This window comes from Rugamonas aquatica (genome assembly GCF_009380215.1).
Classification (GTDB): domain Bacteria; phylum Pseudomonadota; class Gammaproteobacteria; order Burkholderiales; family Burkholderiaceae_D; genus Rugamonas; species Rugamonas aquatica_B.
This window is the reverse complement of record NZ_WHUG01000004.1, coordinates 25,635-38,505: the sequence shown is the minus strand read 5'-3', so window position 1 is coordinate 38,505 and position 12,871 is coordinate 25,635. Positions and strand designations below refer to the sequence as shown.

The following is a 12,871-nucleotide window of genomic DNA, read 5'->3' as shown; positions in this document are numbered from 1 at the left end:
CAGCGTGCGGTGTTGCGGGATAGCCCGAATGATACCTCATGCCGGCCTCGCGGCCGCCGGGCGCGCCGTCTGCTCCCCGCCTGCTGCATTCTGTTCCGCCCCTGGTGCAATCTGTCGCAGCCGGGTTCCGTGCGCGGGGTGGAGTCCGTAGTATCCAACCTCAAGAGCTGTGCCAACCACTACGAGGAGACCATCATGGCAAACCCATCCATCCGCAGCGCCCTGCGCATCCTGTTTCTGTCCGCCGGCCTGCTGGCCGTCGCCGCGCCTGCCAGCGTGGCCTGGGCCGGCCCGTTGAGCTGGTTCCATGGCGAGCGCGTGCAAGGCAGCGGCAAGATCGTCAAGCAGAACCGCGAGCTGGGCCACTTCAGCTCGCTGGCGACCAGCGTCAGCGGCAACGTCGAGATCCGCATCGGCAATACCGAGAGCATCACCATCGAGACCGACGACAACCTGCAGGCGCTGATCGAGACGGTGGTCGACAACGGCACGCTGCGCATCCGGCCGACGCGCAAGGATGTCAACCTGGAGTCGCGCACGATGAAGATCGTGGTGCAGGCGCGTTCGATCGAGAAGATCGCCGTGACCGGTTCCGGTTCGGTCGATGTCGACAAGTTGCGCGGCGAGAGTCTGACGTTCGACGTGGGCGGTTCGGGCTCGATCAATGCGCGCAACCTGGAGAGCGAGTCGGTGGCGATCGCGCTGGGCGGCAGCGGCAATCTGAAAACCAGCGGCAATACCGAGCGGCTGCAGATCTCGATCGGCGGTTCGGGGCGGGTGCAGGCCGGTCAGCTGGCGGCGCGGGATGCGACGGTCAGCATCGGCGGCTCGGGCCAGGCGACGGTATGGGCCAGGCAGACGCTGAACCTGAGCGTGGCCGGCTCCGGCGACATCGCCTACTACGGCGATCCGCAGCTGACAAAGAGCGTGATGGGTTCGGGCACGATCAAGCGGCTGGGCGCTTCGCCGCAGTAATGAACTCAACCGGATCGCCGCCCTCGGCCAGCACCTGTATCCAGGCGCTGAGCTGGGCGGTGTCGGCAGCCGCCACCTTTTCAGCAAGTTCTGCCGGCAGTGGTGCCTTGCGCCCTGCCAGCAGCGCATGCAGCGCCTCTTGCAACCCCTCCACCCGTCCTTGCTGCATACCTTGCTGCATACCCTGCTGCATGCCTTGTCTCACCCCTTTGCGACGTCCCTCTTTCAACCCCTTGAGACGGCCACGCTTGACGGCCTCATATTCCAGCAAGGCTTCGTAGGTCTTGAATCGCCGGTTAAATAGCATCACTGGCTCCTCCCCTAAGTTCATATTAGCTTCGGCAAATTCGTCCTGCAAGGTCGTGCATACCCAGCGCGTCAAGCTATCGCGGACCCTTGCAACATCAGACGCCTTCATACGCTCGGAGAAATCGCCCAGTGCTGAAAGCATTTCCTTATTAGTCTTCGAGCGCAGCAATCGAAACACAATACCCAAAATATTGGCAGGGTCGTCCGGATTCATATGACGATGCAGGTCTATCAGCATGTACCGCTGGCGCGGCTGATAGGCTTCCAATCCAGCCGGCGGCGCCAACATCAAATCGGCCAACTCCCTGCCGGCACGCCAGGGGCTGCGGCCGTGGTACAGCACGATGGGCAGCACCGGCGGCAATTTTCCACGTCGCGTCAAGCGATGCTGCGCGACCAGATCCTGAAGCAGCAAACCCACATAAACCTGCATGCGCAAGGCCATCCAGCGATCCGAGCGGGCTTGGAATTCCAGCAGGATGTAGACATAGACCCACTCCCCGCCCACCTTGGCCCGCCACACCATGTCCTGATGGCGTTGCTTGCTGCGGTCGCTGGCGTAGCTGGCGTTGACGCGCTCGAAGGCGCCGACCTCCAGCGACCTGGCCCAGCCGGCCGGCAAAAAGCCGGCCAGCAGATCCCGCACGATCTCGGGATGCGCGAAGAGTTGGCGGTAAAGCGTGTCGCTGCGGGTGTTCATCCAAAAAATTGTAGCGTTCGCCTGCAGACGCGGGTAGCCTAGGCGGGCGCGGTTTGGCCCGCATCAATCCGGCGCGACCACAACAACCACAACAAGGAGATCCGCTTGAACGTCATCGCCATGTCCATCCGCCGCGCCTTCGCGCTGCCGCTATTGCTGCTGGCCTGCTCCACCGCCGGCGCCGCCGACACCGCCCCGCCCACCATCACCGCCGTCAAAGCCGCCCACATGCTCGACGTGCGCAGCGGCGCGCTGATCGACAACGCCGTGGTGCTCATCAGCGGCGAACGCATCACCGCCGCCGGCAGCAAACTGGCGATCCCGGCCGGCGCCCAGGTCATCGACCTCGGCAACAAGACCCTGCTGCCCGGCCTGATCGACATGCACACCCACCTGACCAACGACCCGCAGGATTCCGGCTATTCCGTGGTCGCCAAATCGGTGCCGCGCGCCACGCTGACCGGCGCCAAGAACGCCCGCCTGACGCTGCAGGCCGGCTTCACCACCGTGCGCGACGTCGGCGCCAACGCCTATACCGACATCGGCCTGCGCGACGCCATCAACGACGGCGACGTGCCCGGCCCGCGCATGGCCGCCTCCGGCCCGCCGCTGAGCATCACCGGCGGCCACTGCGACGACACCATGCACGCCCCCGAATACAAGCTCACCGCCCTCGGCGTGGCCGACGGTGTCGACGAAGCGCTCAAGGTCACGCGCCGCAACATCAAGTACGGCGCCGACGTCATCAAGATCTGCGCCACCGGCGGCGTGCTGTCCTTCGGCGACGACCCGCGCACCTCGCAATACACGCTGGAAGAATTGAAGGCCATCATCAGCGACGCCCACCGCCTCGGCCGCAAAACCGCCGCCCACGCGCACGGCGGCGATGGCATCAAGCTGGCGGTGCTGGCCGGCATCGATTCGATCGAACACGGTTCCTACATCGACGACGAAGGCATCAAGCTGATGAAGGAACACAAGACCTGGCTGGTGCCCACGCTCTACCTGGGCGACTGGCTGATCGAGAACGCCGAAGCGATCAAGCTGCCCAAGCCGCTGCTGGAAAAAGCCAAGGTGGTGCTGCCGACCGCGCGCGTGAACATCGGCCGCGCCATCAAGGCCGGCGTGCCGATCGCCTTCGGCACCGACGCCGCCGTCTATCCGCACGGCCTGAACGCGCGCGAGTTTGGCGTGCTGGTTAAATTGGGCATGACGCCGATCCAGGCGATCCGCACGGCCACCGTCAACGCCAGCGAACTGCTGGGCTGGACCGACCGGGTCGGCACCATCGAGGCCGGCAAGTTCGCCGACCTGATCGCCGTCGATGGCGAACCGCTGAAGGATGTGAAGACGCTGGAAAGCGTCCAGTGGGTGATGAAAGGCGGCGCGGTCGTCAATAAATAATTGTCGCGACAACATGCCGCCGTCATTCCCGCGCAAGCGGGAATCCATGCGGAGCCGGCCTTTGAGACGTTCTATGGGTTCCCGCCTGCGCGGGAACGACTGGGCTACTGCCGGCGCCGGCTGGCTCAGTGCTGGTGCAGTGGCGTACCGGCCGGCGCAGGCAGCACTTCCAGCACCGGCGCCGGCGCCTTCAGTTTGACGGCGCTGTCGCCGGGAATCTCGTCCCAGGCCACGCTGACCTTGTCGCACTGCTGCACGACGCGGAAGTACAGCTTGCCCGGCTGCGCGGTCAGCTTGACCTGCACGACGAACTCGTCGAAGTAGGCGTCCGGCAGCGGGCCGCCCTTCCAGCTGATTTCCTGCACGCCGCCACTGGTGCCGACGTTGATCTTCCAGCCGGCCTTGAGCATGGGCTTGGCGTTGCTCGCGCCTTCAGGCAGCGACACCGTCAAACCCTTGGTGGCCGTGCCATCGCAACCGTGGCCGACGCGGAAGGTCAGCTTCTGAAAACTGCCCGCCAGGCCGGTGCTTTGTTCCAGCGTCACATGCGCCTGCGCCGCAGGCGCCAGCATCGCAGCAGAGAAAACCAGCGCCAGCATGGAGGAAGTCGTTTTCATCACTGCCCTTTCGGTGGTGTGTACGTCAACGGTTTGACCGTCACATCGACGGCGATGGTTTCAGTCTGCTTGCCCTTCTTGCGTATCACCAGCGTGACCGGCACGGTCTCGCCTTCCTTCAACTGCCGCTTCAAATCCATCAGCATCACGTGATAGCCGCCGGACGCCAGGTCCACCGTCTGCCCGGCAGGCAAATCCAGCGACGGCACGGCGTGCATCTTCATCATCTGGCCATCCATCTGCATGTGATGGATCTCCGCCACGCCCGCCACGCTGGAGCGCACCTCCACCAGCTGCCCGCCCTGCGTGGACTTGAGCTGCATGAACACGCCGGTGGACTTGGCCGACGGCACGGTGGCGCGTATCCAGGCGTCGCGTACTTCGACCTGGGCCGAGGCCAGCGGCGCCGCCAGCAGCAATGCGTAGAGGATTTTTTTCATCGACCGATTATAGCAACCTTGGATCAGCGCTCGCCCTTGAAGGTTTCGCGGCCAACTTCCACCGTGGTCGTGCCGTCGGTCAGCCAGATCTGGCCGTCCTGGATCGTGCATTGCAGCTGCATGCTGCGCTGGGCCATCTTGGACAGCTGCTCGGTGGCGTCGGCGTCCAGATTAATCACGGTCAGGTTCTTGCAGCGCTCGACCTTGTTGGCCAAGGCCTTCCACCAGATGTGGCTGGTGGCCGCATAGCTATAGACATACACATGTTCCGAACGGCCGCTGGCCTTCAGGATCACCTTCTCGTCCGGCTGGCCCACTTCGATCCACAGCTGGATCGCGCCGGTCAGGTCCTTCTGCCACAGGTCCGGTTCTTCGACATCGAACAGGCCCTTGGTGAACGTCAGCGCTTCGTTGGCGTGGATCGCGAAGGCGATCAGGCGCACCATCATGCGCTCGTCGGTTTCGGACGGGTGACGCGCCAGGGTCAGCGACTGGGTCTCGTAGAAGTTGCGGTCCATGTCCGCGATCTGCAAGTCGGCTTTGTAAATTGTTGCTTTGAGGGCCATCGGTGAATCTCTTTAATTTCTATATTTATTTGAAGACGACAGTCTTGTCGCCGTTCTGCAAAATGCGGTGTTCGACAAACCATTTCACGGCGCGCGCCAGCACCACGCACTCGACATCGCGGCCGATGGCCGACAGCGTCTCGGCATCCATCGAATGATCGACGCGCTCGACATCCTGCTCGATGATCGGACCTTCATCCAGATCGCCGGTGACGAAGTGGGCGGTGGCGCCGATCAGCTTGACGCCACGGTGATGCGCCTGCGCATACGGCTTGGCGCCCTTGAAGCTCGGCAGGAAGGAATGGTGAATATTGATCGCCTTCCCTTTCAGCGCCGTGCACAAGCCAGGCGACAGGATCTGCATGTAACGCGCCAGCACGACCAGGTCGATGTTGTGCGAGTTCATCAGCTCGATGACCTTGGCTTCCTGCGCCAGCTTGGCTTCCTGCGATGCGCCGGTGGCCAGCGGCAGGTGGTGGAACGGAATATTGTAGCTGGCGGCCAGCTGGTAAAAGTCCATGTGGTTGGACACGATGGCCGGAATTTCCACCGGCAGCAGCCCGCTCTTGTAGCGGAACAGCAAGTCGTTGAGGCAGTGGCCGATCTTCGACACCATCAGCATCACGCGCGGCTTGTAGTGGGCGTCGCGCAGCTCCCAGTCCAGCTTCATGTCCGCGCCCAGCAGGCTGAAGTCGGCGCGCAGCAGGTCGTCGTTCATGTTGCGGTCTTCCAGCGCGAAATGCACGCGCATGAAGAACAGCTTCGATTCGCTGTCGCCGAACTGGGCCGAGTCGATGATGTTGCAGCCGTGCTCGGCAAGGAAACCCGACACGCGATGAACGATTCCGCGCTGATCCAGGCAAGAGAGTGTCAAAATGTATTCGGGATTGCTCATATCCACCATCGTTATAGGTCTAACAAGGCCGGTATTGTCGCACGGCTGGCCACCATCCGTAAAAATAGCACGCTCGTTCAATTTAAGCTATATTGGCCGTCACACTCTTCTTTGAGGATACAAAATGACTATCAACGAGACAAATCTTCAATTCCGCCTGGCAGCCCGTCCGGTGGGCATGGTCAAGGACAGCGACTGGCAGCAGGTCAGCGAACCGGTGCGCGAGCCGGCCGACGGCGAAGTCGTCGTCAAAGTGTTGTACCTGTCGCTCGATCCGGCCATGCGCGGCTGGATGAACGAAGGCAAATCCTACATTCCGCCGGTCGGCATCGGCGAGGTGATGCGGGCCGGCGGCGTCGGCGTGGTGGTGGCGTCGAAATCGCCGGACTTCGCGGTCGGCGACCACGTGCAGGGCGGCACCGGCGTGCAGCGCTACTGGGTCGGCCCGGCCGGCGACAAGCGCCACGGCTTCCGCAAGGTCGACGCCAAACTGGCGCCGCTGCCCACCTACCTCAACACGCTGGGCATGCCCGGCATGACGGCCTACTTCGGCCTGATCGAATCGGGCCAGCCAAAAGCCGGCGAGACCGTGGTGGTGTCCGGCGCGGCCGGCGCAGTCGGCCAGACCGTCGGCCAGGTGGCCAGGCAGCTGGGCTGCCGCGTGGTCGGCATCGCCGGCGGCAAGGACAAGTGCGACTTCGTCGTCAACCAGCTGGGCTTCGACGCCTGCATCGACTACAAGGGCGGCTCGGTCAAGGATGGCCTGAAGGAACACTGCCCGAACGGCGTCGACGTCTACTTCGACAACGTCGGCGGCGACATCCTCGACACCGTGCTCACCCGCATCAACATGAAGGCGCGCATCGTCATCTGCGGCGCCATCTCGCAGTACAACAACACCACGCCGGTCAAGGGTCCGGCCAACTACCTGTCGCTGCTGGTCAACCGCGCGCGCATGGAAGGCATCGTCGTGTTCGACTACGCCGACCGCTACCACCTGGGCATCGCCGCGCTGGGCCAGTGGATGAAGGAAGGCAAGGTCAAGAGCAAGGAAGACATCGTGCAGGGCCTGGAGCAGTTCCCGCAAGCCTTGAACATGCTGTTCGAAGGGAAGAACTTCGGCAAGCTGGTGCTGCAGGTGGCCACCGAATAAATTTCAGGGAACTTTCCGGCACACGCCGCGTCTATTCTTCTGCTGCACACACCGCCGGGCCGCAAGCCCGGCGTTTTTCATTGAAGAATCACGACGAGGAAGACCCATGCTCCCGCAACTCATCACCCCCGCGATCCAATCGCACATCGACATCCTGATTACGCTGACCACCGACCTGCCCCAGCGCACGCTCGAAGCCCTGCAAAGCTTGAGCGAACTGAACATGCAACTGGGCCGCGACCTCATCGCTGAAATCGGCAACAACACCCAACGGCTGATGGCCAGCAAGGATGCCTCGCAACTGGGCGCAGCCTTCAGCGCGCAACTGGCGCCGGGTGCAGCCGCGCTGCAAAACTACCAGCAGCACCTGGCCGAACTGCTCAGCCGCGCCAACTCCAGCATGGCGCAAACGGCCGCCACCCACATGCCGGCGGTGCGCCGCGCCGCCACCGAAATGGCGGAGGAATTCATGCATACCGCCTCCGAACAGACCGCTCGCGCCGCCGAGCACATGTCCAAGTACCAGATGGCCAGCCAGCTGCGTCATTGACCGACTCGACGTTCGTGGAACTTCCGTCAACCTTGCACCTCTAACCACACAGAGCAGCCGGCTTCACGGCGGGCTGCCCTGGGAACCCTGACGGAATTTCATAACACTCATGAGGAGGTTTTATGGCCAGTAATTCAGGTAACGATCAAGCCAAGCCCAAGGGCACGGCCAAACGCGGCTTCGCGGCGATGGACGAGGCAACCCAACGCGCCATTGCCAGCAAGGGCGGACAGGCCGCGCATCAAAAGGGCACGGCCCATGAATTCGATTCGGAAGAAGCGCGCCGCGCCGGCCAGAAAGGCGGCGAGGCGGTCAGCCGCGACCGCGAACACATGGCGCAGATCGGCCGCAAAGGCGGGGAAAGCCGGCAATCCGCGGCCCGCGCCAATGCCGAGAAAAACGCTGCCGCGCGCGCAGCCGGGTCCGAACAATCCGCCAAGGGAGGCAGCCAGCAAGGCGGCAAAACTGCCGAACGCTGAGCACTGAGTACTGAGCGGCCATCAGCCGTAGCCCTGCCGCCCGCCTATGCCTCCAGCGCCTCCTGCAAGCGCAGCAGCATGGAGGCATGCGCGCCGGGCGACGCTGCGGCGATGTGGGGCGAGCCCAGCTGGTAGGGCTTGCCGTCGATCTGCGTCGCCAGTCCGCCCGCCTCGCGCACCAGCAGCGCGCCGCCTATGGAATTGAAGCCGTCGTCGCCGAATTCCCAGAATCCGTCGATGCGGCCGCACGCCACATAGGCCAGTTGCAGCGAGGTCGCACTGAGGTTGCGCACGGCCACCACATCCGGCAGCATGGCGCTCAGCGCGACGCCGGCCTGGCGCACCGCGCGCGGGTCGCGGCCGGCAAATGGCGGCTGGCTGGTAGCGAACATGCCCTGGTAGTGGGCGCTGCGGCCGTTGACGCGGATGCGCTCGCCATTGCGGAAAGCACCCTTGCCCCATGATGCATGGAACATCTCGTCATGCACCGCGTCGAAGATGGCGGCGAAGGCCGGCACGCCTTCGCGCATCAGCGTCAGCGACATCGACCAATTCGGAATCGCGCGCAGGAACTGCACGGCGCCGTCGATGGCGTCGCAGATCCAGTACTCGCCGCGCTCGGCCATGGCGGCGGTCTCGGCGTCTTCCGCCTCGGTGCCGCCCAGTTCATCCTCCATCCAGCCGATGGCCGGATACAGCCGGGCCAGCGCCCGCTTCAGGCCGGCGTTGGCGGGGCCGTCGATGCGGCGGAATGCCTCCACCATCTCGTCCGCCTCGATCACCGGTTCGCTACGCCAAAAGGTCTCGCACAAATCGGCACCGGCCTCGCGCAGCAGCGCCAGGACTTCTTCCGTATCGATTGCAGTCATGCTGATTCCTTGTTATAAACTAAAGCCATAGATTGCCAGTTATTCGACAACTTCACTAACTGGCGGCAGACAAGTGATATCGCAATCGGGCCAAACTATGGGTAACAATTACTACGGCGACAGGCGGCTGACGGACGAGATGCCCATCCTGGTGTCCGCGCAGCACGCCGACGGCAACGCCAGCAGCATCAAGAACGTCCACCATCATCCGGAAGGCCAGATGTACATCCCGCTGCAGGGCCTGATCGTGATCGAGGCGGGCGACGTGCGCCAGGTGCTGCCACGCGGCAGGCTCGGCTGGATACCGCCGAATATGCCGCACGGCGCCAGCGCCCACGGCAACTCGATCAAGCCCGGGCTGGCCGGCTACACCGTCCACCTGGCGCCGTCGCTGTGCACGGAGCTGCCGGCGCAGTCGCGGGTGATGTCGATGTCGCCGCTGGCGGTATCGCTGCTGGAGCGCATGTCGTCCTGGCCCGGCGGCATGCCGGCCGACGCCGCCGGGCTGCGCCTGATGACAGTGTTTCTCGACGAAATGCGCATGGCGGAGGAAGAGCCGCTGCACCTGATTATGCCCAGCCATCCAAGGCTGCAGGAGATGGCGACGGAAATCGCGGAAAACCCCGCCGATGAAACCGACCTCGACGACTGGGCCGGCAAGCTGGGCTGGTCGCGCCGCAGCCTGACGCGCCACTTCCGCCACCAGACCGGCATGTCGCTGGTGGAATGGCGCCAGGTGGCGCGGCTGCAAAAGGGGATGGAATTGCTGAACGGCGGCGCCTCGGTGACGACGGTGGCGCTGAGCCTGGGCTATGACAGCGTCAGCAGTTTCATCGCGCTGTTCCGCCGCATCCTGGGCACCACGCCGGCGCGCTTCGCCCAGCAGGACGCGTAATCAGGCCGGCGTGCCGAGGATGACGCTGGACGCCTTGAAGATCGCGGTGGCCTCCATGCCCACCGCCAGCTCCAGCTTGACACCGCTTTCGCGGGTGATGATGGCGGCGATCGTGCCGCCGCCCGGCAGCTCGATGCTGACCTCGGTATTGACGGCGCCCTCCTGCACCCGCGTGATCTTGCCGATCAGCTGATTGCGCGCCGACAGCCGGGCATTGCCCAGCTCCGTCACCACGATCACCGACGACGCCTTGACCAGCGCGAACGCTTCGGCGCCGACGACCAGGCTCAGGCTGTCGCAGCTGTCGCGCGTGATGGTGGCGACGATGTGCTGGCCGCCGACGATTTCCAGCGTCACCTCATCGTTCACCGCGCCCTCTTTCAAGTCCACGACCTTGCCGCTGAACTGGTTGCGCGCGCTGGTCTTCATCTTCATCCTTTGTATCAACAGAAAATCGTCGGCCAGCGCGTGCGACTGGCTGCTCAGGTGCGCCACGAACTTGCGGTGCTCCTCATCGATCTTGCGGAAATTTTCCACCAGCTGCGCGCCGCGCGCGGTCAGGCGCGTGCCGCCGCCGCCCTTGCCGCCGGCCAGGCGCTCCAGCAGCGGCTCGCCGGCCAGGTTGTTCATCGCCTCGATCGCGTCCCACGCGCCCTTGTAGCTCATGCCGACGGCCTTGGCCGCCGCCGTGATCGAACCGTGTTCGGCGATGGCCGCCAGCAGCGCCATGCGGTCCTGGCCGCCCAGCTTCTGACCGCCGACGGTCAGCCATACATTGCCCTGCAACTCCATTGCGTTTTCTTCAGGCTTCATTGCGTTCCACAAGCTCCAGATTTTCGATGTCGGCCATGCTACCATTTTCCATGCGCAGCACATGGTCGCCGAAGGCGCTCACATCGTCGGGATCGTGGGTGATCAGTATCATCGGTATGCCAAGCCGGGATTGCAGCGTGTCCAGCTCGGCGCGCATGCGCTGGCGCAGCGCCGGGTCCAGCGCCGCGAACGGCTCGTCCAGCAGCAGCGCCGCCGGTTCGGGCGCCAGCGCGCGCGCCAGCGCCACCCGCTGCCGCTGGCCGCCGGACAATTGATGCGGCAACTGCTGCGCCACATGCTCCAGCTCGAAAGCCTGCAGCCAGTAGCGCACAGCCTCGCCATCCACACGCGCCAGCGGATTGCGCCAGCCGCGCTGCAGGCCGAAGGCGATGTTCTGCCGCACGTTCAAATGGGGGAACAGCGCGTAGTCCTGGAACAGATAGGCCAGCTGGCGCCGTTGCGGCGGCAGGTTGATGCCGTCAGCGCTGTCGAACAGGCAGCGGCCCGCCACTTCGATGCGGCCGCGGTCGGGCGTCATCAACCCGGCCACCGCCTTCAGCAGCATGCTCTTGCCGGCGCCGGACGGGCCGTAGACGACGATGCGCTGGCTGGCCGACACCAGCCGCGCGCGCAGCGCGAAGGTCCGCGCGCCGGAGCGCAGGGTCTTGGTGATGTCGATCTGTATTTGCATGGTCAAGCCTGCGGATTGCGGTTGGGCGTGAGCTTGTTCGCCGCGACCAGCACGACGATGCAGACCACGGAAGTAATCAACACCAGCAGGTTGGCGGTATCGTCCTGCCCTGCCTGCACGGCTTCGTACACGGCGATCGACAGCGTCTGCGTCTTGCCGGGAATGCTGCCGGCCACCATCAGCGTCGCGCCGAACTCGCCCATCGAGCGCGCGAACGCCAGCAAGGTGCCGCCCAGCACGCCGCGCCAGGCCAGCGGCAGCGTCACGCGCAGGAACACGCCGAACGGCGAAATGCCCAGCACCCTGGCGGCCTGCTCCAGCTGCGTGTCGACCGTTTCAAACGCCGCCCGCGCGCCCTTGAGCACCAGCGGAAACGCCACCACGGCCGCCGCGATCACCGCCGCCTGCCAGGTGAAAATCAGATTGATGCCGAACATCTGCTGCAACCACGCGCCGAGCGGACCGTGACGGCCGATCACCACCAGCAGGTAGTAGCCGAGCACGGTGGGCGGCATCACCATCGGCAAGGTCAGCAGCGCGTCCAGCAGCTCGCGCCCCGGGAAGCGCTTGCGCGCCAGCAGATAGCCCAGCGCCACGCCGAACACCAGATCCAGCAGGGTCGCCCAGCACGCCACCTTCAGCGACAGCCGCAGCGCGATCCATGCCGGTTCGGCGAGAAAACCTTCCACCGCTTACGGGCGGCCGAAACCGTACTTGGCCAGGATGGCCTGGCCGCTGCTCGACAATACGTAGTCGGCGAACTGGCGGCCGGCGGCCGCTTGCGGGCCGGCCGCGATCACGGCGATCGGGTAGCTGACCGGGGTTTCGGTCGGCACGGTGGCGATGACCTTGACCTTGTCCTTCATCACGGCGGCGTCGGTGGCGTAGACGAAGCCGGCGTCGACTTCGCCGCGCGCCACGTAGTCCAGGCTCTGGCGCACCGAGGTGCCGTAGATGGCTTTCGGTTCGACGGCGGCCCACAGCTTGGCCTGCTCCAGCGCATGCTTGGTGTAGCGGCCCACCGGCACGCTGGCCGGATTGCCCATCGTCACGCGCGTGACGGCGGCTTGCTGCAAGTCGGCGATGCCCTTGATCGGCAAGGTGCCGGCGACCGGCGTAATCAGCACCAGGCTGTTGCTGGCGAAATTCTTGCGGCTGCCGGCGGCCAGCAGCTTCAGGCCGTCGGCCTTGTCCATCGCATCCTGGTCGGCGGAGGCGAACACGTCGACCGGCGCGCCCTTGGCGATCTGCTGCACCAGCGGATCGGAGGCGGCGAAGTTGAACTGCACCTTGTCGCCGGCGTGCTCCTTCTCGTAGGCGGCGCCGATTTCCTTGAACGCATTGGTCAGGCTGGCCGCGGCCGACACCGTGATCTCCGCCGCCGACGCCGTCGCGCCCATCGCCACCAGTACCGCCACCACGCCAAGTTTCAATCCACGCATCGTTATTCCCTTTAAGTAATGAACACGCAATAAACCCGATTATATAGCGCGGTGCGGATTCTCGCGCTATGCA

The 12,871-nt window shown here is 64.6% G+C and carries 16 protein-coding genes; 6 read left to right on the top strand and 10 right to left on the bottom strand.

The window, feature by feature from the left end; genetic code table 11:
* The first annotated feature begins 195 nt into the window (after positions 1–195).
* Entirely contained in the window at positions 196–975 is a 780-nt protein-coding gene (locus GEV02_RS11435) for a head GIN domain-containing protein (RefSeq protein ID WP_152838124.1), read from the top strand.
* Here the strand turns inward: GEV02_RS11435 and GEV02_RS11430 are convergent.
* The gene (locus tag GEV02_RS11430) at positions 947–1,984 is read right to left on the bottom strand and encodes an Rpn family recombination-promoting nuclease/putative transposase (RefSeq protein ID WP_152838123.1); all 1,038 of its coding nucleotides are present in this window, start codon (positions 1,982–1,984) and stop codon (positions 947–949) included. The genes GEV02_RS11435 and GEV02_RS11430 overlap by 29 nt on opposite strands.
* A 105-nt stretch (positions 1,985–2,089) precedes the next feature.
* On the opposite strand from GEV02_RS11430, the gene GEV02_RS11425 reads away from it, so the two are divergent.
* Positions 2,090–3,388 carry a Xaa-Pro dipeptidase gene (locus GEV02_RS11425; protein ID WP_152838122.1) on the top strand — a complete coding sequence of 433 codons (1,299 nt, stop codon included), beginning with the start codon at positions 2,090–2,092 and terminating at the stop codon, positions 3,386–3,388.
* 125 nt (positions 3,389–3,513) lie between these two features.
* Here GEV02_RS11425 and GEV02_RS11420 read toward each other — a convergent pair whose 3' ends face one another.
* Genes GEV02_RS11420 through purU form a run of 4 tightly spaced genes read right to left on the bottom strand, consistent with a single transcriptional unit; the run spans position 3,514 to position 5,906 of the window.
* A complete protein-coding gene (locus GEV02_RS11420; RefSeq protein ID WP_152838121.1) occupies positions 3,514–4,005 on the bottom strand; it encodes a YcnI family copper-binding membrane protein in 492 nt (163 codons plus the stop codon).
* Positions 4,005–4,445 carry a copper chaperone PCu(A)C gene (locus GEV02_RS11415; protein WP_152838120.1) on the bottom strand — a complete coding sequence of 147 codons (441 nt, stop codon included), beginning with the start codon at positions 4,443–4,445 and terminating at the stop codon, positions 4,005–4,007. Before GEV02_RS11415 ends, GEV02_RS11420 begins: the two co-directional genes overlap by 1 nt.
* A 23-nt stretch (positions 4,446–4,468) precedes the next feature.
* Positions 4,469–5,011: a YaeQ family protein gene (locus GEV02_RS11410; RefSeq protein ID WP_008446962.1), complete on the bottom strand. Its 543-nt coding sequence runs from the start codon at positions 5,009–5,011 to the stop codon at positions 4,469–4,471.
* A 25-nt stretch (positions 5,012–5,036) separates the two neighbouring features.
* Positions 5,037–5,906: a formyltetrahydrofolate deformylase gene (purU, locus tag GEV02_RS11405; protein WP_152838119.1), complete on the bottom strand. Its 870-nt coding sequence runs from the start codon at positions 5,904–5,906 to the stop codon at positions 5,037–5,039.
* Positions 5,907–6,030: 124 nt separating this feature from the next.
* Between purU and GEV02_RS11400 the strand changes: the two genes are divergently transcribed.
* From GEV02_RS11400 to GEV02_RS11390, 3 genes are all read left to right on the top strand, one after another.
* Positions 6,031–7,059, top strand: a complete 1,029-nt coding sequence (locus tag GEV02_RS11400; RefSeq protein WP_152838118.1) for an NADP-dependent oxidoreductase — start codon at positions 6,031–6,033, stop codon at positions 7,057–7,059.
* 106 nt (positions 7,060–7,165) lie between these two features.
* Positions 7,166–7,609, top strand: a complete 444-nt coding sequence (phaP, locus tag GEV02_RS11395; RefSeq protein ID WP_152838117.1) for a TIGR01841 family phasin — start codon at positions 7,166–7,168, stop codon at positions 7,607–7,609.
* A 122-nt stretch (positions 7,610–7,731) separates the two neighbouring features.
* Positions 7,732–8,088 (top strand): KGG domain-containing protein, encoded by a 357-nt coding sequence (locus GEV02_RS11390; protein WP_152838116.1) that lies wholly within the window; start codon positions 7,732–7,734, stop codon positions 8,086–8,088.
* Between the two features lie 44 nt (positions 8,089–8,132).
* On the opposite strand, the gene GEV02_RS11385 is transcribed toward GEV02_RS11390, so the two are convergent.
* A complete protein-coding gene (locus tag GEV02_RS11385) occupies positions 8,133–8,957 on the bottom strand; it encodes an inositol monophosphatase family protein (protein WP_152838115.1) in 825 nt (274 codons plus the stop codon).
* A 97-nt stretch (positions 8,958–9,054) separates the two neighbouring features.
* On the opposite strand from GEV02_RS11385, the gene GEV02_RS11380 reads away from it, so the two are divergent.
* A complete protein-coding gene (locus GEV02_RS11380) occupies positions 9,055–9,852 on the top strand; it encodes a helix-turn-helix domain-containing protein (RefSeq protein WP_152838114.1) in 798 nt (265 codons plus the stop codon).
* Here GEV02_RS11380 and GEV02_RS11375 read toward each other — a convergent pair whose 3' ends face one another.
* From GEV02_RS11375 to modA, 4 genes are read right to left on the bottom strand one after another with little or no spacing between them, the layout of a single operon-like run.
* Entirely contained in the window at positions 9,853–10,665 is an 813-nt protein-coding gene (locus tag GEV02_RS11375) for a TOBE domain-containing protein (protein ID WP_152838113.1), read from the bottom strand.
* Positions 10,655–11,356, bottom strand: a complete 702-nt coding sequence (locus GEV02_RS11370; protein ID WP_152838112.1) for an ATP-binding cassette domain-containing protein — start codon at positions 11,354–11,356, stop codon at positions 10,655–10,657. Before GEV02_RS11370 ends, GEV02_RS11375 begins: the two co-directional genes overlap by 11 nt.
* A gap of 2 nt (positions 11,357–11,358) precedes the next feature.
* Entirely contained in the window at positions 11,359–12,045 is a 687-nt protein-coding gene (modB, locus tag GEV02_RS11365) for a molybdate ABC transporter permease subunit (protein WP_328595788.1), read from the bottom strand.
* 3 nt (positions 12,046–12,048) lie between these two features.
* Positions 12,049–12,798 (bottom strand): molybdate ABC transporter substrate-binding protein, encoded by a 750-nt coding sequence (gene modA / locus GEV02_RS11360; protein WP_152838111.1) that lies wholly within the window; start codon positions 12,796–12,798, stop codon positions 12,049–12,051.
* Positions 12,799–12,871: the final 73 nt, after the last annotated feature.